At 73.7% G+C, this 25,385-nt stretch carries 17 protein-coding genes; 2 read left to right on the plus strand and 15 right to left on the minus strand.

The window, feature by feature from the left end; genetic code table 11:
• Nucleotides 1-64: 64 nt before the first annotated feature.
• On the plus strand, nt 65-1,432 hold the full coding sequence (locus AB0F29_RS02535) for a cytochrome P450 (RefSeq protein ID WP_361866888.1): 1,368 nt from the start codon (nt 65-67) through the stop codon (nt 1,430-1,432).
• A 49-nt stretch (nt 1,433-1,481) separates the two neighbouring features.
• On the opposite strand, the gene AB0F29_RS02540 is transcribed toward AB0F29_RS02535, so the two are convergent.
• From AB0F29_RS02540 to AB0F29_RS02610, 15 genes are all read right to left on the minus strand, one after another.
• Nucleotides 1,482-2,456: an ABC transporter substrate-binding protein gene (locus tag AB0F29_RS02540; protein WP_361866889.1), complete on the minus strand. Its 975-nt coding sequence runs from the start codon at nt 2,454-2,456 to the stop codon at nt 1,482-1,484.
• A 1-nt stretch (nt 2,457) separates the two neighbouring features.
• On the minus strand, nt 2,458-4,443 hold the full coding sequence (locus AB0F29_RS02545) for an ABC transporter permease subunit (RefSeq protein WP_361866890.1): 1,986 nt from the start codon (nt 4,441-4,443) through the stop codon (nt 2,458-2,460).
• A complete protein-coding gene (locus AB0F29_RS02550; protein WP_361866891.1) occupies nt 4,443-5,603 on the minus strand; it encodes a glycine betaine/L-proline ABC transporter ATP-binding protein in 1,161 nt (386 codons plus the stop codon). The genes AB0F29_RS02545 and AB0F29_RS02550 overlap by 1 nt, the downstream gene beginning before the upstream one ends.
• The gene (locus AB0F29_RS02555; RefSeq protein ID WP_361866892.1) at nt 5,600-7,207 is read right to left on the minus strand and encodes a GMC oxidoreductase; all 1,608 of its coding nucleotides are present in this window, start codon (nt 7,205-7,207) and stop codon (nt 5,600-5,602) included. The genes AB0F29_RS02550 and AB0F29_RS02555 overlap by 4 nt, the downstream gene beginning before the upstream one ends.
• A gap of 98 nt (nt 7,208-7,305) precedes the next feature.
• Nucleotides 7,306-8,808 (minus strand): aldehyde dehydrogenase family protein, encoded by a 1,503-nt coding sequence (locus AB0F29_RS02560; RefSeq protein ID WP_361866894.1) that lies wholly within the window; start codon nt 8,806-8,808, stop codon nt 7,306-7,308.
• 199 nt (nt 8,809-9,007) lie between these two features.
• On the minus strand, nt 9,008-10,906 hold the full coding sequence (locus tag AB0F29_RS02565) for an HEXXH motif-containing putative peptide modification protein (protein ID WP_361866895.1): 1,899 nt from the start codon (nt 10,904-10,906) through the stop codon (nt 9,008-9,010).
• A gap of 67 nt (nt 10,907-10,973) precedes the next feature.
• Nucleotides 10,974-11,165, minus strand: coding sequence for a hypothetical protein (locus AB0F29_RS02570; RefSeq protein ID WP_257138985.1), 192 nt, complete (start codon nt 11,163-11,165; stop codon nt 10,974-10,976).
• 104 nt (nt 11,166-11,269) lie between these two features.
• Nucleotides 11,270-12,409 (minus strand): caspase family protein, encoded by a 1,140-nt coding sequence (locus tag AB0F29_RS02575; protein ID WP_361866896.1) that lies wholly within the window; start codon nt 12,407-12,409, stop codon nt 11,270-11,272.
• The gene (locus AB0F29_RS02580; RefSeq protein ID WP_361866898.1) at nt 12,406-13,569 is read right to left on the minus strand and encodes an alpha/beta fold hydrolase; all 1,164 of its coding nucleotides are present in this window, start codon (nt 13,567-13,569) and stop codon (nt 12,406-12,408) included. Before AB0F29_RS02580 ends, AB0F29_RS02575 begins: the two co-directional genes overlap by 4 nt.
• 91 nt (nt 13,570-13,660) lie before the next feature.
• Entirely contained in the window at nt 13,661-18,115 is a 4,455-nt protein-coding gene (gene fxsT, locus AB0F29_RS02585; RefSeq protein WP_361866900.1) for an FxSxx-COOH system tetratricopeptide repeat protein, read from the minus strand.
• Entirely contained in the window at nt 18,115-19,224 is a 1,110-nt protein-coding gene (locus tag AB0F29_RS02590; RefSeq protein ID WP_361866902.1) for an AAA family ATPase, read from the minus strand. Before AB0F29_RS02590 ends, fxsT begins: the two co-directional genes overlap by 1 nt.
• Nucleotides 19,221-20,786: a hypothetical protein gene (locus AB0F29_RS02595; RefSeq protein ID WP_361866904.1), complete on the minus strand. Its 1,566-nt coding sequence runs from the start codon at nt 20,784-20,786 to the stop codon at nt 19,221-19,223. Before AB0F29_RS02595 ends, AB0F29_RS02590 begins: the two co-directional genes overlap by 4 nt.
• 85 nt (nt 20,787-20,871) lie before the next feature.
• Complete coding sequence (locus AB0F29_RS02600; RefSeq protein WP_361866905.1) at nt 20,872-21,732, minus strand: ATP-grasp domain-containing protein; 861 nt, start codon at nt 21,730-21,732, stop codon at nt 20,872-20,874.
• A 34-nt stretch (nt 21,733-21,766) separates the two neighbouring features.
• Nucleotides 21,767-23,020 (minus strand): cytochrome P450, encoded by a 1,254-nt coding sequence (locus AB0F29_RS02605; RefSeq protein ID WP_361866907.1) that lies wholly within the window; start codon nt 23,018-23,020, stop codon nt 21,767-21,769.
• Nucleotides 23,017-24,318: a cytochrome P450 gene (locus AB0F29_RS02610; RefSeq protein ID WP_361866908.1), complete on the minus strand. Its 1,302-nt coding sequence runs from the start codon at nt 24,316-24,318 to the stop codon at nt 23,017-23,019. The genes AB0F29_RS02605 and AB0F29_RS02610 overlap by 4 nt, the downstream gene beginning before the upstream one ends.
• A gap of 332 nt (nt 24,319-24,650) precedes the next feature.
• Between AB0F29_RS02610 and AB0F29_RS02615 the strand changes: the two genes are divergently transcribed.
• Nucleotides 24,651-25,373, plus strand: coding sequence for a response regulator transcription factor (locus tag AB0F29_RS02615; protein ID WP_361866910.1), 723 nt, complete (start codon nt 24,651-24,653; stop codon nt 25,371-25,373).
• Nucleotides 25,374-25,385: the final 12 nt, after the last annotated feature.

Genomic DNA, 25,385 nt, shown 5'->3' on the forward strand with positions numbered 1-25,385 from the left:
TGTTCGATGGGGCTCGAACAGTCGCGCGCCGGCAGTGGCGTGCCCCAGGGAGCGGAGTTCCTCGATGTCCACGCAGACCGGCCCGGCACGCGACACCCAGCCTCGCGGCCATGCGTTCGTGCCGGGGCCCAAGGGGCTGCCGCTCGTGGGGAATCTGCCGCAGTTCGGCAAGAACCCGCTCGCCTTCTTCGAACTCCTGCGCGGCCACGGGGACCTGGTGCGCTGGCGGTTCGGCCGCAACCGCTGCGTCTTCCTCGCCGACCCGGACCTGGTGGGCGAGTTGCTCACCGAGACGGAGCGCACCTTCGACCAGCCAAGGCTCGGCATCGCGTTCCGTACGGTGCTGGGCAACGGGATGCTCGTGGCGCGGGGCCGGGACTGGCGGCGCAAGCGCTCGCTGGTGCAGCCCTCCGTGCGGCCCAAGCAGGTCAAGTCCTACGCGACCACGATGGCGGACTGTGCGGTGGAGCTCGCGGACCGCCTGGCGGACGGCCAACGGGTGGACGTCAAGCGGGAGATGTCCGCGCTGACCCAGAAGATCGCGGTACGCACGATCTTCGGGGTGGACACCCCCGCGGACTCCGAGGCGATGGGCCGGGCGATGGACGTCGCCCAGATGGAGATCGGCAAGGAGTTCGCCGGGCTCGGCGCGCTGCTTCCGGACTGGGTGCCGACCCCGGGCCGGGCACGGATCAGGAAGGCCGCCGCCGTCATCGACGCCGAGGTGCGCCGGGTCGTCGCCCGGCACCGGGACGGCGAGGAGGAACGCCCCGATCTGCTCAGCCGGTTGCTCACCGCCGTCGACGAGAGCGGGACGCGCCTCAGCGACGAGGAGATCCGGGACGAGGCGGTCACGCTGTACATCGGCGGCCATGAGACGACGAGTACGACGCTGGTGTGGGCGTGGTATCTGCTCGCCCGCAACCCCCGCGTCCGCGACGCGCTCGCCGAGGAGCTGGACCGGGTGCTCGGCGACCGGGAGCCCGGCTTCGAGGACTACGCACAACTGCACTACGCCCAGGCCGTGGTGAAGGAGACGCTGCGGCTGTTCCCGGCGGTCTGGCTGATCACCGGGATCGCGAAGGAGGGGGCGACGATCGGCGGCCTGCCGGTGGAGGAGGGCACCCGGGTGTGGAGCAGTCAGTGGGCCACGCACCGCGACGCGCGGTGGTTCCCCGAGCCGGAGGAGTTCCGGCCCGAGCGCTGGGACGCCGAGGACGGGGACGAGATCCCGGAGTACGCGTGGTTCCCGTTCGGCGGGGGTCCCCGGGTCTGCATCGGCACGCGTTTCGCGATGGTGGAGTCCGTCCTCCTTCTCGCGGTGCTGGCCCGCCGTTTCACCCTGGACGTGGACCCGGGGGAGATCACACCGCTGACGGGACTGACGCTCCAGCCGGACCGGGACGTGCTGGCGACGGTCCGGGCGCGGTAGCGGGACGCGCGGTGCCCGGCCCTCTCAGGGAAAGCCGGGCACCAGGACCTCAGTCCTGCGGGAGCCACTTCTTCCAGACGTCCGGGTGGCGCTCGATCCAGCGCTTCGCCGCCTCCTGGGGGTCGAGCTTCTGCGAGGCGATCATCTCGGAGACCTCGTTCTGGTCCTTCTCCGACCAGTGGAACTTCTTCAGGAACGCGGACGCCTCGCCGCCGCGCTCGGCGAAGTCGGCGTTGAGGAACTTCTGCAGCGGTGTCGTCGGGTACGCGCAGTCGATGTCCGCCGGGTCCTTGGCGGCGCACGCGTCGGTGTACTCGGGGAGCTTCACCTCGACCATCGGCACCTCGTTGAACAGCCACTGCGGCTGGTACCAGTAGCTGAGGAAGGGCTTCTTCTCCTTGGCGAACTGCTGGATCTGGGTGATCTGGGCCGCCTCCGAGCCGGCGAAGACCACCTTGTAGTCCAGGTCCAGGTTCTTCACCAGGGCCACGTCGTTGGTGACGTAGGAGGGCGAGCCGTCCATCAGCTGACCCTTGCCGCCGCTCTCGGCGGTCTTCAGCTGATCCGCGTACTTGTCGAGGTTCCTCCAGTCCGTGACGTCGGGGTGCTGGTCCGCCCAGTACTTCGGCACGTACCAGCCGATGTGGCCGGTGACCCCGAGGTCGCCGCCCCGGACGATGGTCTTCTTCTCGTCGACGTACAGCTTCTCCTGGTCCGGGTGGCCCCAGTCCTCCAGGATCGCGTCGACGCGGCCCTGGCTGAGGGCGTCCCAGGCGGGGACCTCGTCGGTCTGGACGAGGTCGACGCGGTAGCCGAGCTTCTCCTTGAGGAGGTGCTCCGCCACGGCGACGTTCGCCTGGGCGCCGACCCAGGACTGGACGGAGAGCGTGACGGTTTTGACGCCGGCGGGGGCCGCGAAGGGGGAGGCCTGCTTGGTCATGTCGGCGGCGCCGCAGCCGGCCGTGGCCAGCAGGGCCCCGGCCGAGGCGAGCGCCACGAGCAGGCGGGTGCGGGAGCGGTTCATCTCAGCTCTCCTGTCGCTGGCGGCGGGCGGTGGGCTGGGTGACCCGGTCGAGCATCAGGCCGAGGCAGACGATCGCCGCTCCGGCGACGAGGCCGGTGGCCAGGTCGCCCTGGGCGAGGCCGAGGACCACCTCGTAACCGAGCGCGCCCGATCCGACGAGTCCGCCGATGATGACGACGGCGAGGACCAGCACGACCGCCTGGTTGACGGCGAGCAGCAGGGAGGGCCTGGCCAGGGGGATCTGGACCTGGCGCAGTTGCTGGCCGGGGGTCGCGCCGAGCGAGCGGGCGCACTCCATGGCCGCCGGGTCGACGCCCCGCAGGCCCTGGGTGGTGATGCGGATGACGGCGGGCAGCGCGTAGATCACCGCGGCAGCGGCGGCGGGGGCGCGGCCGACGCCGAAGAGGGCGACGACGGGGATCAGGTAGACGAACTGCGGCATGGTCTGGAAGACGTCCAGGACGGGTCGCAGCAGCCGCTCCAACCGTTCGCTGCGGGCCGCGCCGACGGCGACGCCGAAGCCGAGGACCAGGGTGACGGCGACGGCGGCGAGCACCTGGCTGAGGGTGTCCATCGAGGGTTCCCACACACCGAGTACGCCGATCGCGGCCATGGCGATGACGGCGGTGGCGGCGGTACGCCAGGTGCCGATGGTCCAGGCGAGGGCCGCGACGATCAGCAGCACCGACCACCACGGCAGGCCGGTGAGCCCGCCGCGCAGCGGGTTGAGGACGCCGCTGGTGAAGTGGGCGGCGAGGTCGGCGGTGCCGCCGACGACGGGCACCCCGGTGTAGAGGTGGTCGACCATCCAGTCCTTGGCGGTGTTGACCGGTCCGGCGATGGCCACGGTCACGTCCTCGGGCCAGACCCGGCCGTCGGTGGCCCGTCCGGCGACGGCGACGGCCGCGGTGACCACGGCGGCCAGGGACCAGCCGCGCCAACCGCGCAGCGGGGCCGGGCCGGTGGGCTCGGCGCCGACGCGGCGGCCGGCCGCCTCCGTCGTACGGTCCAGGACGACGGCCAGCAGCACGATCGGGATGCCGGCGGCGAGCGCGGCGCCGACGTCCACGGAGGACAGCGCCTGGTAGACGCGGTCGCCGAGGCCGCCCGCGCCGATCACGGAGGCGATGACGGCCATGGAGAGCGCCATCATGATGGTCTGGTTCAGGCCGAGAAGGAGCTCTTTGCGGGCCAGCGGGAGCCGGGCGCTCAGCAGCCGCTGCCGTCCGGTCGCGCCGAGCGAGGCGACGGCCTCCATCACGCCGGCGTCCGCGCCGCGCAGGCCGAGTGCGGTGAGCCGGGCCATCGGCGGAGCCGCGTAGACGACGGTGGCGAGGACGGCTCCGGGCACGCCGATGCCGAAGACCAGCACCACGGGGAGCAGATACGCGAAGGCGGGCAGCACCTGCATGGTGTCGAGCACCGGGCGCAGGACGCGGAACGTGCGGTCGGACAGGCCGGCCGCCAGTCCGAGGAGCAGCCCGAGCACGACGGAGGCGAGGACGGCGACGGCCATCAGCGCGAGCGTCTGCATGGTCGGCACCCACATGCCGAGCAGCCCGCAGACCAGGAACGAGACGGCCGCGGTGAGGGCGAGCCGGATCCCCGCGACGCGCCAGGCGACGGCGGCGGCGAAGACGGTGACGCCGGCCCAGCCGAGGGCCAGGAGGACCAGGTAGACCCCGCGTACGGAGAGCACGACGGCGTTGCTGATGTGGCCGAAGAAGTAGAGGAACAGCGGGTGGCTGTCGCGGTTGGAGACGATCCAGTCCGTCACGTCGCCGAGCGGCGCGGAGAGGTCGGCGGTCAGCGCGTCGGGCCAGACGCCGCCGCCCCAGCGGCCGTGCACGAGAGGGACGACGACGGCGGCGACGAGAGCGAGCAGCAGGAGCTTGGCCGCTGCCGGGCGGTCGCGGAGTACGGCCAGCGGTCCCCGGCGCGCGCCCGCCTGCGCGGGGCGGGCCGGGGTGGCCTGGGCGGTGGCCATCAGAGGGTCACCTCGCGGGAGCCGTCCGGCGCGTCGGGGCCGGCGGGGGTGTCCGGGGCGCCGGACGCGGAGGCGGCTCCGTGACCGGGTCCGGTCGTTCCCGCGACGACGTCGAGCAGGCACGCGTGGTCGACGACGCCGACGAGCCGGCCGCCGTCCATCACCCGGGCGGCGGGGTCGCCGGAGCGGGAGACCGCTTCGATGGCCTCGGAGACGGTGGCCCCGGGGCGTACGGCCGGGCCGCGCTCGCTCTCCCCGGCGAGCGCGGGCCGCATGGCCGTGGCGACGGTGAGGACCTGTTCGCGCGGCACGTCGCGGACGAACTCGCGCACGTAGTCGTCCGCGGGCGAGCCCACGATCTCCTCGGGGGTGCCGAGCTGGACGATGCCGCCGTCGCGCATCAGCGCGATCCGGGTGCCCAGGCGCAGTGCCTCGCTGAGGTCGTGGGTGATGAAGACCATGGTGCGGCCCTCCTCGCGGTGCAGCCGGACCACCTCGTCCTGCATCTCGCGGCGGATCAGCGGGTCCAGCGCGCTGAACGGCTCGTCGAAGAGGAGGACGGACGGGTCGACGGCGAGCGCGCGGGCGAGCCCGACGCGCTGCTGCTGGCCGCCGGAGAGCTGGGAGGGGCGGCGGTCCTCCAGTCCCGCGAGGCCGACCTTCGCCACCAACTCCGCCGCCTTGGAGCGGCGTTCGGCCTTGCTCAGGCCCTGGATCTCCAGACCGTAGGCGACGTTGTCCAACACCGTGCGGTGCGGCAGCAGTCCGAAGTGCTGGAAGACCATCGCGGCGCGGTGGCGGCGTAGTTCGCGCAGCCGGGAGCGGTCCATCGCGAGGACGTCCTCGCCGTCGATGGCGATGGTGCCGCTCGTGGGCTCGATCAGCCGGGTCAGGCAGCGTACGAGGGTCGACTTGCCGGAGCCCGACAGGCCCATGACGACGAAGACCTCGCCCTTGCGGACGTCGAAGGAGACGTCGCGTACGGCGGCGGTGCAGCCGGTGGCGGCACGCAGTTCGGCGGGCGGGAGCGCGGCGTGCTCGCCGCCGGGGATCCGGTCGGCCTTGGGGCCGAAGACCTTCCAGAGGTTACGTACCGAGAACACGGGGTTCTCGGCGTTCTTGGCGGGCCCGGTGGCCTTGAGGGTCTCGGTTCCGGTCATCGGGCATCGCCTCCGGTGCTGGTGCTGGTGGCCGGCGCGGTGTCACGCGCCCGGTCCGCGAGGAGTTCGGCGCACTTCTCGCCGACCATCAGGACCCCGATCATCGGGTTGACGGCCGGCATGGTCGGGAAGACGGAGGCGTCGGCGATCCGGATGCCTTCCAGGCCCCGGATACGCAACTGCGGGTCCACGACGGCCTGCTGGTCGTCGACCGCGCCGATCCGGCACGTGCCGGCGGGGTGGTAGACGGTGTGGGCGACCTTACGGGCGTACTCGCTGATGTCCTCGTCCGAGGTGACCTCGGGCCCGGGGCAGACCTCGCGCTTCAGCCAGCGGGCCAGCGGTTCGGTGGCCGCTATCTCACGGGCGAGCTTGATGCCGTCGACCAGGGTGCGCCCGTCGTGGTCGTCCTCGTCGGTGAAGTAGCGGAAGTCCAGGGCCGGCTTGACCTCGGGGTCGGCGCTCGTGAGGTAGAGGCGGCCCCGGCTGCGCGGCTTGGGGATGTTCGGGGTCATCGACACCCCGTGCTCGGGCTTCTCGTAGCCGAGCCGCTCCGGGTTGTCGGTGAACGGGATCTGGTAGAAGTGGAACATCAGGTCCGGGCCCCGGGATTCGGGGTCGCGGCGGACGAAGAGTCCCGCGTCGGAGTCCATCGCGGAGTTCTCCGGGATGGGCCCGTCGGTCTCCCAGACGATGACGGACTCGGGGTGGTCGAGCAGGTTCTCGCCGACGCCGGGGAGGTCGTGGCGTACGTCGATGCCCAGTGCGGCCAGATCCTCGCGCGGACCGATCCCGGAGTGCAGCAGCAGCCGGGGCGTGTCCACCGCGCCCGCGCAGACGATGACTTCGCGGGCGGCGCGCAGCAGGATCTCCTCGCCGTCCTTCGTCCGCACGTGTACGCCGGTGGCGCGGGTGCCCTCGAACTCCAGCCGGTACGCCCAGGTCTCCAGCAGAATGCGGAGGCCCGGGCGGTCGCCGGCCTCGATGTGCGGGTGGAGGTAGGCGACCGAGGCGGAGGAGCGCTTGTTGTTCTCGGGGTGGTAGGCGAGGTCGAAGAAGCCGACGCCCTCGTGGAACGGCTTGCTGTTGAAGCTGTCCACGCGCGGGACACCGGCCGCCTGCCGGGCGGCGTCGACGAAGTCGCGGGCGATGGCGTTGCGGTCCTTCTCGTCGACCGGGACGATGTTGTTGCGCAGCTTGGCGAAGTACGGGTCCATCGCGGCGGCGCCCCAGCCCTCGGCGCCCGCCTCGGCCCACTCGTCCCAGTCGCCGGGCAGCGGCTTGAAGCTGATGAGGGTGTTGTGCGAGGAGCAGCCGCCGAGGACCCGGGCCCGGCTGTGCCGGATGTGGGAGTTGCCGCGCGGCTGTTCGGTGGTGGGGTAGTCGTAGTCGAGGTCGCCGCCGAGCAGGCCGAGCCAACGGCGCAGGGTCAGCACGTCGTCGCGGTCGATGTCGGTGGGGCCGCCTTCGATGACCGTGACGGTGACGTCCGGGTCCTCGGTGAGCCGGGAGGCGATGACCGATCCGGCGGTGCCGCCGCCGACGATCACGTAGTCGGCAACGGGGCCGTCGGGAACCGCGGTGCTGCGGGGGGTGGAAGGCATCGGTCACTGCTCCTTCTGCAAGGTTCGTGCGTGTACGTGGTGCTGCGAACAGCCGGGCGGGGCACCGGGGTCGGGTGTTTCCGGGGCCCCCGCAGGCGTCAGCCGGCGAACCAGCGCTGGGGGCGCGGGTTCAGGTTCTGGTAGATGTGCTTGGACTCGCGGTACTCGGCGAGCCCCGTCGGGCCGAGCTCGCGCCCCGTGCCGGACTTCCCGAAGCCGCCCCACTCGGCCTGCGGCAGATACGGGTGGTAGTCGTTGATCCAGACGGTGCCGTGGCGCAGCCGTCCGGCGACCCGGCGGGCCCGGCCGGCGTCGGTCGTCCAGACGGCGCCCGCGAGGCCGTAGTCGGTGTCGTTGGCCAGCGTGATGGCCTCTTCCTCGGTGCGGAAGGTCTCGACGGTGAGGATCGGGCCGAAGGTCTCCTCACGGACCACCCGCATCTCGCGGTGGCAGCCGTCGAGGACGGTCGGCCGGTAGAAGTAGCCGCCCTCGGGCCGTACGTCGCTGGGGGCCGGGCGTTCGCCGCCGGCCCGGACGATCGCGCCCTCTTCCCGGGCGGAGGCGACGTACGCCTCGACCTTGGCGAGCTGCTGCGCGGAGACGAGGGGGCCGCACTCGACGCCGTCGAAGGTGCCCCGGCCGAGGCGGATGGCGTCGGCGCGGCGGGCCAGTTCGGTGACGAACCGCTCGCTGATCGAGTCCTGGACGATCAGTCGGGCCCCGGCGGAGCAGACCTGGCCGCTGTGGAAGAACGCGGCGTTCAGCGCCTGGTCGACGGCGGTGTCGAATCCCTCGTCGGTGGCGCAGGCGTCGGCGAAGACGACGTTGGGGTTCTTGCCGCCCAGCTCCAGGGCGACCTTCTTCACGGTCGGCGCGGCGGCCTGGGCCACCTTCGTACCGCTGGCGAGGCCGCCGGTGAAGGAGACCAGGTCGACGTCCGGGTGCTCGGAGAGACGCGCGCCCACCGGGTCGCCCGCGCCGGTGACGAGGTTGGCCGCACCGTCGGGAAGCCCGGCTTCGGAGAGCAGGCGGATCAGGTGGACGGTGGAGAGCGGGGTGACCTCGCTGGGCTTGAGCACGAAGGTGTTGCCGGCGGCGAGGGCCGGGGCGATCTTCCAGCTGGCCTGGAGGAGGGGGTAGTTCCAGGGGGCGATGAGGGCGCAGACGCCGACGGGCTCGTGGACGACGATGCTGTGGACGTCGGGGTCGCCCGCGTCGACGACCCGGCCGCCGCTCTCGTTCATCACGAGGTCGGCGAAGTAGCGGAAGGCATTGGTCACGTCGTCGACGTCGACCCGGCCCTCTTCGAGGGTCTTGCCGGTGTCGCGGCTCTCGGTGATCGCGATCTCCTCGCGGTCCCGCTGGAGCAGCTCGGCGACCCGGCGCAGCAGCCCGGCCCGCTCGGCGACCGGCTTGTGCGGCCAGGGGCCGTCGTCGAAGGCGCGTCGCGCCGCCGCGATCGCCGCGTCGGCGTCCTTCGCCCCGCCCTCCGCGACGACGGCCAGGACCGTGGCGTCGGCGGGGTCGATGACCTCGCGCGTCGCACCTGATCCGGCGGCCCGCCAGGTGCCGTCGATGTGGATGGTTTTGAGCGCCGACATGTCGATTTTTGCCTTCCGTGCCTGAAATGCCCCCTCCGGTTCGGCCGGGGCGTGCCGCGTGGTGAACCGGGGTACGGCCGCACCAGCGGCCTGGTCCCCTCCCCGGTCCGGCGGAATGTATGCCGAGAATTTCACGCAGAGTGACGCGCCTCACGCGCGCGGGGCTCCTCGACCCTCCGTGCGGGAGGCCCGGTGCTGGTCAGGCGGATGGTCGTGCGGCAGCCAGCCGGTGGGCCGCGTGCTCCCACACCTCCGGCTCCTCCCCCGCGACGGCGGCGGCGAACCGCTCCGGGCGGGCGAGGAGCCGCCGGTGGCCGGGGTGGAGCGCGGTGTGCGCCAGCAGCCAGCCCGCCAGCGGATGGGGGTCCCCCGGCGCCTCGGACCAGCGTTTCCGGTACGCCTCCCGTGCCGCGGCGGCCTCCCCCCGGACCAGCAGCACATCGGCGCGGAGCGGTGGCGTAGCCCGGGGGCGCACGCCGCGGGCGACGGTGACCGACGCGGCGTCCGGAGCGGCGACCGACGCGACGCCCGGCCCGGTGGCCGCGACGTTGACGTCCAGCGCGCTGTCCGGCGCGATGTCCGGGCGGAGGTACAGCGCGCCCCGCTCGTCCTGCCAGTGGGTACGTTCCGAGGCCGGGACGAGCAGGGGCTGTCCTACGGGCGGCGGCGGAGCCCCCGTGCGCAGCGCGGCGCCCAGGCCGGCGCGCTCCTCGTCCGCGCACCGCAGATTGCGCAGCCGCCACTCGACCCGGTGACCGGCCGCCGCCGCGCGGGCCCGCGCCACGGCCCGCCCGTCCACGGGTTCGCGGAGCCAGCCGTCGACGGTGCGGGTCAGTCCGGCGACGAGCCGGCGGCCGGGCCCGGTGAGCGCGGCGCGGGTCGCCAGGGTCCGCAGGACCGCACGGGTCTGGAGGCGCCGGAGCGCGAACCGGAAGGGTGCCAGGTCCAGCGGATCGGCCGCCCGGTCCCCGATCCGGTCCCGCCAGAATCCGGCGACGCCGACGAAGGCGTACGCGCCGTGGAGGAGCCCCGGCAGATGACGCGGGTCCGGGCGCCACGGGGCGTAGTGCTCCTCCTCGCGATCGTCGTCGAGCATCGCGAAGAGGTGCAGCAGCGCGCCGAGTTTGCTGTGCTGGAACTCGTGGACCATCGTCTCCGCGAGCGCCGCGCCGTCCGGGGGCCGGGCCACCACCATGGAGCCGAACGCGTCGGCGGTGGAGGCGCTGAGCCCAGCGACGGGGCCGTGTCGCAGCCGCCCGGGCCAGGGCACGATGCGCCCGATCTCCTCGGGGCGCACCGTGCCCGGTCCCGTACCGCCGGAACGCGGTTCAAGGCCGGAGGCGGGGTCGAGCAGCGCGACCGCCGCGGCGAACAGGCTCTGCCAGGAGTCGAGTTCACGCGGGGTGAGCCGCTGGGGCGGGATCGGGTGACCGAGGTCGCGGTACGGGTCGGTGTCGTCGAGGGCGACCTCGGGCCCGCCCGGCCGGACCGGCAGCCGGTGCGTCGGCCACCACAGGGCGCTCGGCGGCGCGGTGAGCGGTCGCACGGTCAGCGCCGTCGCCCCGGTGCCCCGTCCGGCCGGGACGAGCAGCAACTCGCCTTCCCGTACGCGCGCGTGGACCGGCTGGAAGCCCAGCAGCGGGGTGCCCGGCAGCCGGGCGAGACCGAGCGTCGGCAGGGCCACCGCGCCCTCCCTCGCGGGCACGACGAGCTCGGCGGCCGTCCCGGCCCTCACCGCGGCCACCAGGGCGACGGCGGCCAGGTGTCCGGCGTCCACCCACAGCGGAGAGCCGGCCGCGGTGCCGTGCAGGCGGCGCAGCGTGTGGGCGAGCCAGCTCCCCACCTCTGGGCTGAGCAGCAACTCCTCCACGCAGTCCGGCCTCCGGGCCTCGGCCCGTTCGACGGCCCGCCAGATGGCGCCCAGGCCGGCGGGGCCGAGCAGCGCGGGCCGCTCCTCCAGGCGGCTCAGCAACTCCCGCAGCAGGAGCAGGCGGCGGGCCCGTTCGCCCGCCACGAGGAAGCCGACGGCCTCCACCGAACCACCGCCCGCGGCGAGTTCGTCGAACCAGTGGCCGGGCATCCGCATCGGTTGCTGCACCCGCGCTCCTCTGTCGTGGTTCCGACGCGGCGCGCCGGGGGCCGTTTCCGGGAGGGCCGCACAGCGCTCAGTCGGCGAGACCGCCGGGAGGGCCGCCGCCGGACAGCGTGCTGGTGCGCGCTCTTCGGATCTCCTCCAGCAGACGCCGGCCGGGAGCGGGAGCGAGGGCGCGCACGGTGGCGACGCCCACCTCCGCGAGATCCGCCACATCGGACTCCAGGTAGTCGGCCGGATCACCGGCCGATGCCGTCTGCTGCAAGGTCTTCTCCCCCTTTTCGGTCCGGCGGCACACCATGCCACCCGTCCCTTCCCATCATGACGAACGGCTGGCCTTCCGGAAACCCGTGCGATCACGCCGTACGATCACGGGCCCGGCGGACCGGTCCGGCCCTCGGCCAGGAACTCCCGCAGGGCTTCCTCCAGTTCGGCGCCCCTGCCGGGGTCGTCGTCCAGCAGCGTGACGGCCCGGTAGAGGTCCCAGGGCCCCTCCGGGCGCCGCCGCAACGTCCGCAGAATGCCCAGGACGTCCGTACGGGGCACCGCGTGCCGCGGCATGCGCGCCACCAGGACCGGGTCCAGCTCCGCGACCATCGTCTGGCGTTCGTCCCGGTCGCTCATCAGCGGATAGGCGAGGAGCGCTTCGACCACCCGGAGCAGCCCGCCGCCCGTCCGCTCGGGTCCGGGGCGGACCCCGTCCGTCGGCGGCGGTGTCGCCGGACGGCCGGGCAGGTGCTCCGAGTGGCCGGGGCGGTGCAATTGGAGCGTGGGGAGCTGGGCGTGGCTCCCCTCGGCGCGCAGCCGGTCGAACCGGTTCCGGACGGCCGCGAAGAGCGCCTCCGGGTCGGGGGCCGGACCGCCGGGCAGGGCGGCCAGCTCGCGCAGGAGGATATCCGAGAATATGCCCAGGCCGCGCACGGGGTCGTTGGCCGCGCGCTGCCCCCGGTCGGCGGCCAGCAGCACGTTCTGCCGGTGCACGCGCAGTCGCTGCCCGGCGGGGAGGCTCCCGTCCGGGATCGTGACGGCCGGGCGGTGGCGCTCCTCGAAGGTCCGGCAGGCGTCCACGACCCAGTTCTGCTCCGCGAACCCGGGCAGGACGTCGCTGCTCAGGCGGCGGCGGGCGGACTCCAGGTCGATGTTGCGGCGGTCGGCGTCCGTGGCGTCGGCGCAGTAGAGCCGCAGGTGTTCGTCCCGGTCCAGGACACCGTGCCCGCCCCACCAGACCCAGAGCACGTCCCCCTGGCGGGCGGGCAGTTCGTGGACCAGGACCCGCCGCAGGGTCTCGTGGTCGGCGGCGCGATGGCCGGCGACCGCCGCCGTCCCCTCCGCCGGGGCGAGGTGCAGCAGGATGTTGGCGTCCGGCACGCCCGTGGACCGCAGCCAGTCCCGGAAGCGCAGTGCGTCGCTGACCGGCCCCGGCAGCGTCCAGCGCGGGCCCGCCGCATAGGCCTCGACGCCGACGACGAGCGCCACCACGCGTGCCGGGTCGACACCGCCCGCGCTCACGGCAGCCGCTCCGCGATGGCGCGGTAGACGACCGGATCGGTCCAGTAGGCGCTGTGGGCTGCGGGGAACGGCTGCCGGTTGTCGGTCGCGACGTCCACGGCCCGGCCGGGGAACAGCGGTGCGGCGGCGAAGCCGAGCAGGTCGCGGCGGTCGTGGATGTTCAGCCAGCCGGGGACATGGGCGGGCAGCGGCTCCGGGTAGTCGAGGTGGGGCAGCGCCCCCGTCTCGTACAGGAACGGCCCCTGCGAGCCCACCGTGACCAGCAGCCGGACGCCGGGCAGCGGGGCCTCGATCAGGGTGTCCAGGGCGATGATCCCGCCGAGGCTGTGTCCGAGCAGGACGACCGGGGGCTCCACGGCGGCGACCAGCTCCCGCAGGGCGGCGCGCAGGGGGCCGCCGCGGACGAGGAACGTCAGCACGTCGCCGGCCGCCGGGTGGGCGGCCCCAGTGAGGGCGCGACGGCGGCGCACCGCGTAGCGGGTGCCGAGCCGAGTCACGGGCCGGCCGAGCAGGCGGCCCACCGGCCCCCTGCCGGTGCCGGGCGCGGGGGCGCCGAGCTGCCGGGCGATCCGGTCCACGGCGGCGTCGCGGGTGGCGCCGTCGGGGATCACGGGCGCGTCCTCGGCCAGGGCCGCGCCGGTCACGGCGGCGGCCAGCGCACGGGCCAGCAGCGTCGCCAGGGTTTCGGGGCCGACGGTTTCGGCGGCCGGGGTGAGCAGGGGGCTGCGGGCCAGGGCGGCGGCGACCGCGCCGAGACCGGGGCCCAGCTCCGGGGCGGCCTGCTCGCCCCGGGCGGCCAGCGCCGCCAGTCGCTCCCGGATCTCCTCGTCGGGGAAGGCCGCGCCCGGCGGGATCTCGTCCGAGGGGCCGCGCGCGGCGGCGAGGGCCAGCTCCGCCTCCGGGTCGCGGTAGAGGCGCTCCCACGCGGCGGTCTCGTCGTCCTCCTCGCCCTGCGCGTCCCGTTCGGTGGCTCCGGCCCCGTCGTACGGGATGCTGGCCCCGCCCGCGGCGAGCCGGGCCCCGTACCGCCGGCCCCAGTCGAGCGGCACGACCCGCACGCCCGGGGCGGCCTCGGCGAGCGAGGCCGTGACCCGTGCGTACAGGGCCTCGGTGTGCGGCGGTCGCACGCCCGTGCCGTGGATGAATATGACCGTGGTCATGCGTCGCCCCCGTCCGTGGTCTCCCGGCCCTCCGGGCCGGGAGCGTGGTCCGTCCGGACCGGGCGTCGGAACCCCGGCCCGGTCCGTCGCCTCACAACGGAATCACCGTCACGTCGTACTCGATGCGCTGATGCAGCCGGGCCGAGGTCCGCCACGGATGCTGGTCCCCCAGGACCCGTGTCAGGCCCTCCACCGCTTCGGCGTTGAGCCGGTCCGCCTCCGCGGGGCGGCCGAGGCCACGCTGGTCCAGGGAGAGGTTCGCGACACAGACGAGGGTGCAGGGATGGTCCGCGCCGGCCACCTCGGTGAGCAGCGGCAGCGTGGCGCTGTCCACCTCCAGGGCGCCCGCGAAGTCCAGCCGGGCGTAGTGGTCGTTGGCCCGGCCCAGCGTGGCGGCCAGTGTGTAGACGTGGCGCTCCCCCAGGTCCGCCCGCAGCCGTGTCCCGGCGACCGTGTCCAGCCGCTCGGCCTCCTCCACCTCGCCCATGGCCCGAAGCGTGGCGGCCACGTTGACCTTGGCGCACAGGGTGTACGGGTGGTGCTCGCCGAAGATGTCCCGGTAGCGGTCGAGGATCTGCCGGCCGAGGCGCCGGGAGTCCTCCAGCCTGCCCGCGATCCTGCGGTCGACGACCGCCGCCAGGGCGGCCCCCAGGGTCTCCGGGTACTCGGCGCCGTACCGGGTGGTGAAGCGCTCCAGGATCTCCTCGACCAGCTCTGCCGCCCCCTCCAGGAATCCGGCCCTGCGTCGGCAGATGGCGAGATTCAGCGCGGCCCGGATCGTCGCCGCGTTGGTGGGACCGAAATGGGTCCGGTAGGTCTGGTACGTCGACTCCTGCAGGACCCGGGCCCCCAGGAAGTCGCCCGCCTCGCGGGTGTCCGCCGCCACGGCGCTCAGCGTGTTGAGGGTGAGACCGCTGGTCGGACCGTAGAGCAACTGGCGTTGCCTGGCGGTCTCTTCGTCGATCTCCTTCGCCAACCGGAAGTCGCCGTTCACGCGCAGCGAGACGCCGTAGTTGTGGGCCGCGTTCAGGGTCGTCGGGTCCTCCGGACCGTAGAGGTCGCTCGACCGCTCGAAGGCCTCGGCGCTCAGCTCGCGGGCGGCGTGGAAGTCGCCCCGGTAGCGCAGCGAACCGGCCATCTGAAGCATGGAGTCGATGAGCTCCTCCTCCGGGATCGGCGCGCTGCGCGAGACCTCCATGGCCTGTTCGCTCAACGCCGCGGCCTCCGGGATCCGGCCGAGGTGCTGGAGGTAGAAGCCGAGCATCTTGGTGATCCGGATGACATGCAGGTCGTCCTGGGCCGACTGCTCGCTCCAGGCCTCCCACGCCCGGCGGGTCAGGTCCGCGCCCGCCTCGTGGGCGCCCCAGTAGTAGAGGAAGGTGACCATGTCGAACACCAGGTCGCGCACCCAGCCGTCGGAGCTGTCGATGGCGTCGGAGGCGATCACGTGGGGCAGCAGTCCGAGGTAGGCGGGCCACTGTTCCGGTGAGGCGGGCAGCCCGGGTTTGGCGGTGGTCAGGAGCGCGTGGGCGGCGTTGCGCATCGTCTCCCGCTCCTCCGGATCCAGCCGGGCGACGATCACGTTCTGCATCAGCCGGTGCATCTGGAGCGTGCCGGCCTTGTGGTCGAGGCGCACCAGCGAGAGCTTGCTCAGGTCACGGGTGGCGCGGGCGAGCAGCAGCGGGTCGCGCAGCACGCGGTCCAGCTCCGGGGTGATCTGGACGTTGCGGCCGCCGCGGAGCATGTTGAGCGGAATGGGCTCGGGCGCCATGCAGGCGCAGATCTGCAGCAGTTGGCGGGCGGCCGGGTTCTCGGCGGACAGCCGGCCGAGCGAGATGTCCCAGACCGCGGCGACGGGCAGGGGGTAGTCCGGGGACGGGGCCAGTTCGAGGATCTCGGGGCGCCGTTCGTCCAGCAGCTGGAGGTACTCGTCGACCGGCATGCCGGTGGCCGCGTGCCAGGCGCCGGCCTGTTCGACGGCCAGGGGCAGATCGCCGAGCGCCTCGGCGAGGCGGCCGGCGTCATGGGTGCTCAGGCCCCGGGCCCGGCGCTGGAGCAGGGAGATGCTCTCCTCACGGTCGAAGACGTCGACACTGAGGGGGGTGGCGACGCGTTCCCACTCCCGGTTGCGCGAGGTGACGATGATCTTTCCCGGTCCGCCATGGGGGAAGTACGAGCGCACCGACTCGATGTCCTCGGCGTTGTCGAAGACCAGCAGCCAGTTGTCGAAGGGCTTGCCGGTGCGCAGGGCCTCGCGGACGGCGGGCACGGCGGTGTTCGCCTGCGGTCCGACCTCCAGGCCGAGGGCGGTCGCCAGCTCGGCGAGCGCGGCCAGGATCAGGCTCTCCTGCTCGGCGGGGATCCACCAGATGACGTTGTACTCGCCGCTGTGGCGGTAGACGTACTCCACCGCGATCTGTGATTTGCCCACGCCGCCGAGGCCGTGCAGTGCGTGCGGGAGGACCGCCGTCGTCTCGTCCTCGGTCAGCTGCCGTTCCACGGCGGCGAGAAGGGCCTCCCGGCCGGTGAAGTTGGGGTTCTTGGGCGGCACGTTGCCCAAGATCCTCGGCTGGCCCGAACGGACGACGCGTGCTTGCGGCGCTTTGACTTCCATCTCCTCGTGAGCCCTCCGGGCGGTGTCGTCAGCCGGTGCCGAGAGGCCAGCTGCTGGTGGTGTCGTGGGCGGCACGGGTCCTCCTGGTGAAACGACGCTGTCCGGTGGCAGCCTTGCCCATTTCGGGGCGGCTTTCAGCACATCCGCATCGATCTCACCCGGCCGGGCAGGGGGGTCGTCCGGCGAACGCACCAGGCGGGCGGCCACCCTGGCGGCCCGGCCGGCGTAGGGGCCCGACAGCGCCCGCAGCACCGCCAGCTCGATGCGGAGCCAGGGACGGACGCCGGGCTCCGCGCCGGGGAGGGCGGTACGCACCGGGTCGTGGAGGGCCGCGCGCAGTCGCGCACCGTGTCCCTGCCCCGTCCGCAGCTCCGCCAGCAGGCTCACGGTGCGGGCGAGTTGGGTCCTGGTGCTGGTGGCGAGCAGTGCCTCGCGCACATCGTCGGCGAAGTCCGGACCGCTTCCGGCGTCGGCGTCCCAGTCGATCAGCCCGCCCATCATGACCTCGGCGAGGTGCTCGGGCCCGGCGTCCGGCAGGGCCAGATCGCGCAGTTCGTCGACGACGGCGAAGTCCAAGGGGGCGAGGGCCAGCAGAACGGCGAGCTGCCGGGCCAACGGACTGGCGAGGGAGCGGAACCTGCGTACGGCGGCGGCCGCCGCCCGGGGACCGTCGACGACCGGGGTGCGCAGCCCGGGGGCGGAGGCGCCCTTGGCCATCGCGCCCGCCAGCACCACCGGCAGTGTCCGCCGCACGCCGCGTTCGCCGGTCACCAGGTCGGCCCAGGCGCGGAAGGACCCGGCGCGGGCGCTGAGCACCGGTACGGGCACGGTGTCGTCGTCCGGTTCGGGCAGCGGCCGGACGGGGTCGTGCGCCCCGAACGGCGGTCGGAAGCGGAAGCGGCGGTTCGGCGCGCCGAAGCCTCCGGCGTCCAGTTGGGCGCGGAAGGGGAAGAGCGAGGAACGGTGGCGCAGATAGGGCGGCAGGAGGTGGACCAGCGCGGTGGGCCCGCCGGAGGTGAGCCGCTCCAGCAGCCGGTCGGCTCCGGGGCCCGCCCAGCCGTGGGCGAGTCCGTCCGTCACGACGAGGAAGAGCCGCGCGCCGCGGCCGTCGAGCAGTTCGGCGGGGTCGCCGTCGCGTCCGCCGGGCCAGCGCAGCACGGGTTCGCCGGCCCCGGCGGGCAGGACCACCCCCACCGTGCGGACATCGCGGAAGGCCCCGCTGCGGGCGGCCTCTTCGGCGATCTGCCGGACGGTGGCGTCCCACGGCGGCATGGTGGGCGCCCGGTCGACGAGGAGCACCAGGTCGAAGGCCCGCTCGCGGTCGGGGAGGAAGTAGGGAACCCACAGCCCGTCGGTGAGCCCGTGCTCGGCCGTGCTCTCCTCGTCCAGCGCGCTCCGGCCCCCGGTGGGCACCCTGCGGCCCAGCCCGCGCAGCGACCTGGCCAGCCGCGGCGTCGCCGTCCGCGCGGCCCGGGGGCGGGGGCCCGGCAGCCGTTCGGGGCCGGTGCGGGTGCCTTCCTGGACGGTCCTGATCTCCCGTTCGTACGCCGGTGGTCCGGGCAGCCCGGAGACCCCGGGCACGGCGTGGGGCGCGGGGATGGACGCCGTGTCGGGGGCCGGGCCGAGCAGCGGTTCGGGCCCTTCGGCGGGCTGCGGGCCGGCGGCCGGGGACTGCCCGGAGCCGGACGTGCCGGGGCCGGGCGTGTCGGGGTGCCGTTCGGCGTGGGGCGGGTGGTCCGGGGCGGGCCCGGGGGTGCGCTGCGCGTCGAGGCGGGCGGCGGCGAGCCAGGCGGCGTCGGCGAGCTCCGTCCAGTCGGCCCCGCCCGGGTCGTACGGGCCGTCGTCCTCGTGCCGGTCGCCGGTGGTGGGATCGGGGGAGTCGGCCGGCACGGACACGGGGTCCGGAGCACGCTCCCTGGGCAAGCCGTTCATCAGCGGCCCTTCGAGAGGTCTCGGAGGAGCATCTCGACGAGTTTACGCCCGTCGGCATCCGCTTGAAAACCGCCCGCGGACGTCAGCTGAACGGCGTTGAGCAACTGGTCGATCGACTGGGTGCCGCCGCCGCGCAGACGCTTCACGAACTCGTCCACCAACGCCTCGACGCCTTCCGGGCGCTGCCGCAGATGGCTGACGACGATGCCTATCAGCTGCTCGCGGCCCGGCGGCAGCATCTCCAGCGGCAGGCAGCGGCGGCGGAACGCGGCGGGGAACTCCCGTTCGCCGTTGCTGGTGATGACCACGACGGGGAACTGCGCGCACTCCACCCGGCCGCCCTCGACCCTCGCCGAGCCACGCGGGTCGTCCGTGAACACCGTCGCCGACTCCTCGTTGCTGCGCACGAGTTCGGGGATCTCGTAGCTGCCGTTCTCCAGCACGTGCAGGAGGTCGTTGGGCAGGTCGATGTCGCTCTTGTCCAGCTCGTCGACAAGTAGCACCCGGGGGCGCGCGTAGGCGAGCAGGGCGGTGCCGAGCGGGCCGAGGGTGACGAAGTCCCCCAGCGCCGGGGGCTCTCCACCCGTCGGGCCGCGTCCGCCCGGATCTCCGCCGACGGCGTCGGGAGCGTTCCCGGCGGCGGGGCCGTGCGCGCTCGGGGCGTCGGCTGCCCGCCAGGCCGCGATCGCCTGGGCACGGCCGATCGCGTCGTACGCGTACAGGCCTCCCTTGAGCGTGCTGCGGCTGACGACGCTCCAGGGCAGGACCCGGCCGAGCCCCAGCTCGCGGGCGATCAGATAGGCGAGGGTGGACTTGCCGACGCCCGGCGGGCCGGTGATGAGCAGCGGGCGGCGCAGCAGCAGGGCGGCGTTGACCGCGTCGATCTCCTCGCGGCGCAGCTGGGGCCCGTCCTGGATCCGGCCGAGGCGGCGCTCCGCGGCACGGTCGTCCTCGGGCGGCGGCGGCTGGAGCGGGCCGCCGGGAAACGTACGCCAGGGCGGCGGCGTCGGCAGCTCCGGCGGCTCGCCCCCGGGCGCCCTTCCGGTCGCGTGGAAGACCCACCACGGGGGCGGCGGCGACGGTGGTACGGCAGCGGCCTCTCCGGTCATGCCGACAACAACTCCTCACGATCGACCAGTCGGTACGGGTCGTCCCAGAAGAACGCGATGTGCCTGCCCACCCACAGGGGGCCGTCCTCCTCGGTCTCCGCCCCCGCTCTCAACCTGTGGACCTTTTCCGGCAGTTGTGCGTACGTGTGCCCCAGAAGCAGCGTGAGCAGTTCGCTGGACCGGGAGGAGCCTTCGGCCCTGCGGTCCCAGGCGGCGACACCCACGCCCTCGACGACGGCGGCCTGCAACGCCTCCAGGCCGTGCCCCTGGACGGCGGGCGCGTCGAGGATGACCGCGGTGAGCGACTCGTCCCCGGCGAGGTGGGCACGCCAGCGTTCGAATCCTTCCCGGTCCGCGGCCTTCCAACGGTGGGGGGCCGGGGCGGTAGCGGCCCGGAGCTGATCCCAGCGGGCCTGCCAGCGGCGCAGCTGCCCGGCGTCGCCGCGCATCCGGTCCAGGCTGCGCAGATGGACCCGGTAGTGCATGCCGATCGGCCGGGGCCTCGGGTCCGCGGTACCCAGTTCCAGGCGGGCCATGTCGTGGTTCAGCAGGTCGAAGGGGAGCAGGAACTCGACGTGGACCGGCCCCCCACCGGCCCCCGCCTTCTCTGTGCGACCGCCCGGCTCCGGCTGCCCCGCATGCCCCTTCGGAGGGTCGGCCCACAGCGCCTCCCCCCGCTCGACGGCGCGCTCGACCGCTCCGGCCAGGGTGTTCAGGGTGACGGTCTCCATGGCGCCCTGCTCCGGCCGCCAGTAGCCGGAGGCCTTGTTGAGCCAGTGCCGGACGAAGACGTCCGGTGAACCGTCCCGGGCCGGTTCGACCATGACGACCAGACACCGGGGCACCGTCGGGTCGGGGGCGGCGGGCCGCTCCAGGCGCCGCCGGCAGACGGCGAGCGCTTCCCGCGCCCCGGCGACCGCCGCCCGGGCGTCGCCGGCCGGCCCGGCGGGGCCCTCCGCCTCCGCCCAGCGGTCCGCCCACCGGCGCAGCGCCACGCCCTGCTCGGCCGACAGGGCGGCGGCCGCTTCGACGAGGACGACGGCTGCGGGGAGACCGTCGGCGCGTGCGGTCATGTCCAGTGCGTGGTCGAAGAGTTCGGCCGGTGTTCCGTGGTCCGGCAGGTCCCCGGGCAGTTCGTCGCCGAGGAGGGCGGCGAGGCGGCCGCCGTCGATGTCCTTCGCCTCGACGAGCAGCCGGCGCGCCTGCCGGGCGATGTCCTCGGCGAAGACGGGCGCGGGCCAGGGCGCCGGCCGGCCGGTGCCGGTCCGGATGCCCGCCTCGGCGGCGATCCGCTCGGCTTCGTCCGGGCCGGAGACGGTGCGGACCGCGTAGACGAGCGCCTCGGGGCCGCCGGGCCGGTGGATCACCTTGCGGACCAGATGCGTCATGGCGACCCGGGGCGTGCTGTCCGGGTAGGTCAGTTCGACGCCGAGTCGGTACGCCACCGTCTCCACGAACTCGACGCGCTGAGTCCGGTCCTTGACACATTCGAGCAGGGTCAGCGCATCGACCAGGGTCTGCACCAGGTCCGGTCCCGGGCGCCCGTGCGGGACAGCATTCATCGCCGGCCATCCCCCCGCCGAGTCGGTCCAACTCACATGGCTGAACGCGAAGTTACCACGATCGAATCTTCGGTAACCAGGATCTTCACGTGCCCCTTCGGCCCCGTCCGGGGCGCCGCCCCAGCCCTTGGACGCGGGCTCGGTGGGGCGGGTCCCGCCGGAACGCCAGGTCCCGCTCGCGGACCAGGCCGCCGGGGCCCGCCGACCGGAGCACCACGTCCAGGGCGCGGTCGGGGTCGGCGGCGTACACGGTGCTGAACCAGGCCATGTTGGCCTCGACGACCGCCCAGTCGGCTTCCCGGCCGGGGAGGCGCATCCGTCCGACGTCCACGACGACGGCTCCGGGCAGGGTGTCCCCGCACTCCTCGGTGAGCCGGTCGGCGAAAGCGCGCACGGCGGCCTCCTGGGGGTGGCCGGCCAGTGGGGCCGCGTCGAGCCGACCGTGTACGGCGTAGCGCGATCCGGTGCGGACCTCGCCGTCGAGCAGGAAGAGCCTGAACTCGTCGTCCCAGCTGACGACTTCGCTGACCTGGACCAGCGGGTCGCCGGAGCCCGGCGGAGGCTGCGGGAGAGAGGAGCCGTCCGGGTGGACGGCGGCGGGGAAGCTCTTGTCGGTGGGAGGTTTGACGAAGAGCGGGCCGGTACGGCGGCGGGCCCGGGAGAGGGGCACCCGGCTGATGCTCCGGCCGGTGAAGGCGCCGGGCAGGACGTCCAGCCACCCGTCGTGCGGCTCCAGGAGCGCCACCCCGAGTGGACCCGCGACCCGGGCGCCGAAGCGCGGGCCGCCGTAGTAGTGCCCGTCCTCCCTCCCCCGGTACCGCTCGGGGACTCCGTCGGCGGGCAGCACGGTCACCTCCATGCCGCGTCGGCGTGCCGCGTCGGACAGGAGGGAGGCCGTGCCGGAGCGATGCGGCGGGAGCGCCAGGAAGCCCGGTCCGGACGGCATACGGCCCCTCCCGTCCCCGCTCCTGGCTTCGCCGTCAGCCCAGGAGGACCGGGAAGGCGGTCATGTCGTTCTGCGTCATCACCGGAAGCTTGGTGATCTCCTCGTCCGGGACGGCGAGGCGCAGTCCGGGGAAACGCGTGAACAGAGCGGGCAGCGCGATGCCCGCCTCGACGCGCGACAGGGCCGCGCCGGGACAGATGTGCGGGCCGTGGCCGAAGGTCATGTGGCGGTTCCGGGTGGGCCGGGTGATGTCGAAGGCGTCGGCGTCGGGGCCGTGTTGCTCGATGTCGCGCCCGATCGCCCGGTAGGAGACGACGACTCCCTCGCCCTTGCGGATCACCTCGTCGCCGACGGTGATGTCCTCGGTGGCGAAACGCATCAGCAGGTGGGTCGTGGGGGTGTCCCAGCGCAGCGTCTCCTCGATCACCGCGTCCCAGTCGGCCTCCCCGGCGAGCACCTTGCGCAGCTGGTCGGGGTGGGAGAGGAGGGCCCGTACGGCGTTGAGGACGAGTCCGATGGTGGTCTCGTGCCCGGCGGCGACCATGGCCTTGAGGTTGCCCACCACCTCCTCCTCGGTGAGCGGCTCGCCGCCCTCCTCGGCCAGGATCAGCGCGCTGGTGAGGTCGTCCGTGGGCCGGGCGGTCTTCTCCCGTACGAGGTCGGTGTAGAAGACGTCCAACTCGGCGAGCAGCGCGAGGCGTTCGTCCTGCGGGGTGAGCATGGAGAAGAACGCCTTGTACTGCCTGGTCAGCATGGCGTGCTGGGACTCGTCCACGCCCATGAGCATGCCCACCACCCGCATCGGCAGCGGCTGGGCGAAGACCGCCTTCAGGTCGACGACCCCGTCGTCCCCCCGCGCGGCGTCGAGGGCGTCCAGCAGCTCCTGGGTGAACTTCTCGATCTCCGGGCGGATCGCCTCCAGGCGGCGGGGGGTGAGCGCCTGCGAGGTCTTGGTGCGCAGCCGTCGGTGTTCGGCTCCGTCGACGGTGAACATGGAGCGCCCGGCGTCGATCATGCCGATCAGCGGCCACGCGTGGGTCACCGCGCCGCTCTGCCAGAGGCCCCAGGCGTCGATGTCCTTCACCAGCCGCGGGTCGAGGAGGAGCTGGCGTGCCTCGGCGTGCCGGGTGACCGTCCAGGCCGGTACGCCGAGCAGGTCGATCCGGGCGAGGGCCCCGGCCTCGCGCAGCCGGGCGGTCTCGCCGTCCAGGTCCTGGACCATGGGGTCGATGACGACGGTCCCGGCGCCCCGGTCGGCCGGCGCGGCGGCAGTGTGCGGGCAGTTCACAACGCGTCTCCTGTCGTGCGTACGGGAGTGAAGCGGACGGGCAGGGCGGTCGTCCCGCGCAGGAACGCGGACGGCCGGCGGACCAGGTCGGTGGCGGGGACGGCCAGTTCGAGGTCGGGCAGCCGGTCCAGCAGCACCTCGATGCCGGTACGGGCGATGATCTCGGCGATCTCCTGGGCGGGGAAGGGGCAGCGGTACTCGCCGTGGCTGAAGGCCAGGTGCGCGCTGTTGCCGCCCTGCCCGGAGCGGACGGCGGAGGCGGTGACCTGCTGCCGGATGTGCGGGTCGGCGTTGGCCGCGCCGAGGCCGAGGAGCAGCATGTCGCCGCGGGCGATGTTCCGTCCGCCGAGCCGGGCGTCGCGCGCGGCCCAGCGGCCGGCCAGGATCTGGGTGGGGCCGTCCTCCCACAGCACCTCGTTCATGGCCTCGGCGACACTGTGCCGGCCGCCGGACAGGGCGTCGGCGAACTGGTCCTCGGTGAGCATCAGCCGGGTGGAGTTGCTGATCCAGTCGGCGGTGGTCAGGTGGCCCGCAGCCGTGATGGCCATCAGGTCGAGCGCGTACTCCTCGTCCGTGAACGGTTCGGAGTGGGCGAGCATCCGGGAGGTCACGTCGTCACCGGGCCGGGCCCGCTTCACCGCCACGAGGCGCCGCATGTGCTCACCGAAGCTCAGATGCGCCTTCTGCGCGCCGGGGCCGCCGTCGGCGAGGTCCTTGAGCACCCGCGCGATGTCGGCGCCCTCGTCGTCGGGGAAGCCGACGAGCCGGGCGAGCACGAGGACGGGCAGCGGTTCGGCGAACTCGGCGACGAGGTCGGCGGTGCCCCGGGTGCAGACGGCGTCGATGAGGCGGTCGGCCAACTGCTCGCAGTGCTGCCGGATCTCGAAGGGGTCGGTCTCCTCGAGAGCCGGTACGACCATGTCGACGTGCCGGCGGTGCTCGGCTCCGGCGGTGAAGTAGATGGACGGCATGGGGGTGCCCACCATGGGCAGCAGCGGCCAGTCGGCGGGGACGTGTCCCCACTGGTTCCACAGGGAGACGTCCCGGGGGAACAGCTCCCCGTCGCTGGTGACCTGGTGGAGTTCCCGGTAGCCGATCACCAGCCAGGCGGGAAAGCCGCCGGGCAGCTCGACGGGGACGACGGGGCCGTGGTCGCGCCGCATGGACCGGTAGAGCTCCCGCGGCTCGGTGGGGAAGCCGGGCCCGCCGAGCGCGACGGCGCCCGTACCGGCACCCACGGGGCAGCCTCCTCCGGCGCCGGCCGTGGACGCGGGCGTGGCGGACGAGGGGTTCGTCATCGTACGGACTCCAGGGGCGGCGGCTTCGCGCGTTGCGACCATACGATCAACGCGGCACCACTATAAGGAGATTGCGTGAACCACCGGAGCTGTTCGCGCTCATTTTCGCCCTACCTCCGAACGATTCGACCTCATGTTCCGCCCGTTCTCCCATGACATCTGCGCACCTTTGATCACAAGGTCGGCATCATGCGCGGGGCTCGGCCGGGCGCCGACGGTCGGTACCGGTCGGGGTCCCGGCCGAAGTCGCGTCCGGGGCCGCGTCCGGGATGTGGACGGCGCGGGGGCCGCCCCGGGCGCGCACCGCTGTCCCACCGCTCTACGATCGGGGCGTGTGCGCTGACGTCATAGTTGCCGAGGACGACGAGAAGCAGGCCGAGCTCGTACGCCGCTATCTGGAACGGGAAGGACACGCCGTACGGATCGTGGGCGACGGCCTCGCCGCGCTCGACGCCGTCCGGCACCAGGAACCCGACCTGCTCGTTCTCGATGTGATGATGCCCCGGGCCGACGGCCTGGACGTGGTGCGGGTGCTGCGGTCCGAGAACCGCGAGCTGCCGGTGCTGATGCTGACCGCCCGCTCGACCGAGGACGACCTCCTGCTCGGTCTCGACCTCGGCGCCGACGACTACATGACCAAGCCCTACAGTCCGCGCGAGCTGATGGCCCGCGTCCGTACCCTGTTGCGGCGCACCCGGCGTACCGCCGCCCCGGAGCCGGTGGCCGAGGACCCGGTTCTTCGGGTCGGCGCCCTCGTGGTCGACCCGGCGCGGCACGAGGTGTCCGTGGGCGGCGGGGCGGTGGAGTGCACCCCGGGCGAGTTCCGGATCCTGGCGGCCCTGGCGGCGGGACCGGACCGGGTGTTCAGCCGTCAGCGGCTGCTGGAGGAGCTCCACGGGTTCGACCGCTACATCAGCGCCCGGACCGTCGACGTGCACGTCATGAACCTGCGCAAGAAGATCGAGCGGGCCCCGCGGCGACCGGAGCGCCTGCTCACCGTGTTCGGCGTCGGCTACAAGCTCACCGATCCGGCGAAGGCGGTCCGGCGTGCGTAGGGTGCGCGACGG

Source organism: Streptomyces sp. NPDC026589, assembly GCF_040638385.1.
Classification (GTDB): Bacteria; Actinomycetota; Actinomycetes; order Streptomycetales; family Streptomycetaceae; genus Streptomyces.

What these genes read in the sequence shown, in the direction of transcription:
- AB0F29_RS02550 (WP_361866891.1), bottom strand. Translation starts at nt 5,603, where the DNA reads ATGACCGGAACCGAGACCCTCAAGGCCACCGGGCCCGCCAAGAACGCC.
- AB0F29_RS02595 (WP_361866904.1), bottom strand. Translation starts at nt 20,786, where the DNA reads ATGAATGCTGTCCCGCACGGGCGCCCGGGACCGGACCTGGTGCAGACC.
- AB0F29_RS02545 (WP_361866890.1), bottom strand. Translation starts at nt 4,443, where the DNA reads ATGGCCACCGCCCAGGCCACCCCGGCCCGCCCCGCGCAGGCGGGCGCG.
- AB0F29_RS02535 (WP_361866888.1), top strand. Translation starts at nt 65, where the DNA reads ATGTCCACGCAGACCGGCCCGGCACGCGACACCCAGCCTCGCGGCCAT.
- AB0F29_RS02540 (WP_361866889.1), bottom strand. Translation starts at nt 2,456, where the DNA reads ATGAACCGCTCCCGCACCCGCCTGCTCGTGGCGCTCGCCTCGGCCGGG.
- AB0F29_RS02610 (WP_361866908.1), bottom strand. Translation starts at nt 24,318, where the DNA reads ATGACGAACCCCTCGTCCGCCACGCCCGCGTCCACGGCCGGCGCCGGA.
- AB0F29_RS02580 (WP_361866898.1), bottom strand. Translation starts at nt 13,569, where the DNA reads ATGACCACGGTCATATTCATCCACGGCACGGGCGTGCGACCGCCGCAC.
- AB0F29_RS02600 (WP_361866905.1), bottom strand. Translation starts at nt 21,732, where the DNA reads ATGCCGTCCGGACCGGGCTTCCTGGCGCTCCCGCCGCATCGCTCCGGC.
- fxsT (WP_361866900.1), bottom strand. Translation starts at nt 18,115, where the DNA reads ATGAACGGCTTGCCCAGGGAGCGTGCTCCGGACCCCGTGTCCGTGCCG.
- AB0F29_RS02555 (WP_361866892.1), bottom strand. Translation starts at nt 7,207, where the DNA reads ATGCCTTCCACCCCCCGCAGCACCGCGGTTCCCGACGGCCCCGTTGCC.
- AB0F29_RS02590 (WP_361866902.1), bottom strand. Translation starts at nt 19,224, where the DNA reads ATGACCGGAGAGGCCGCTGCCGTACCACCGTCGCCGCCGCCCCCGTGG.
- AB0F29_RS02560 (WP_361866894.1), bottom strand. Translation starts at nt 8,808, where the DNA reads ATGTCGGCGCTCAAAACCATCCACATCGACGGCACCTGGCGGGCCGCC.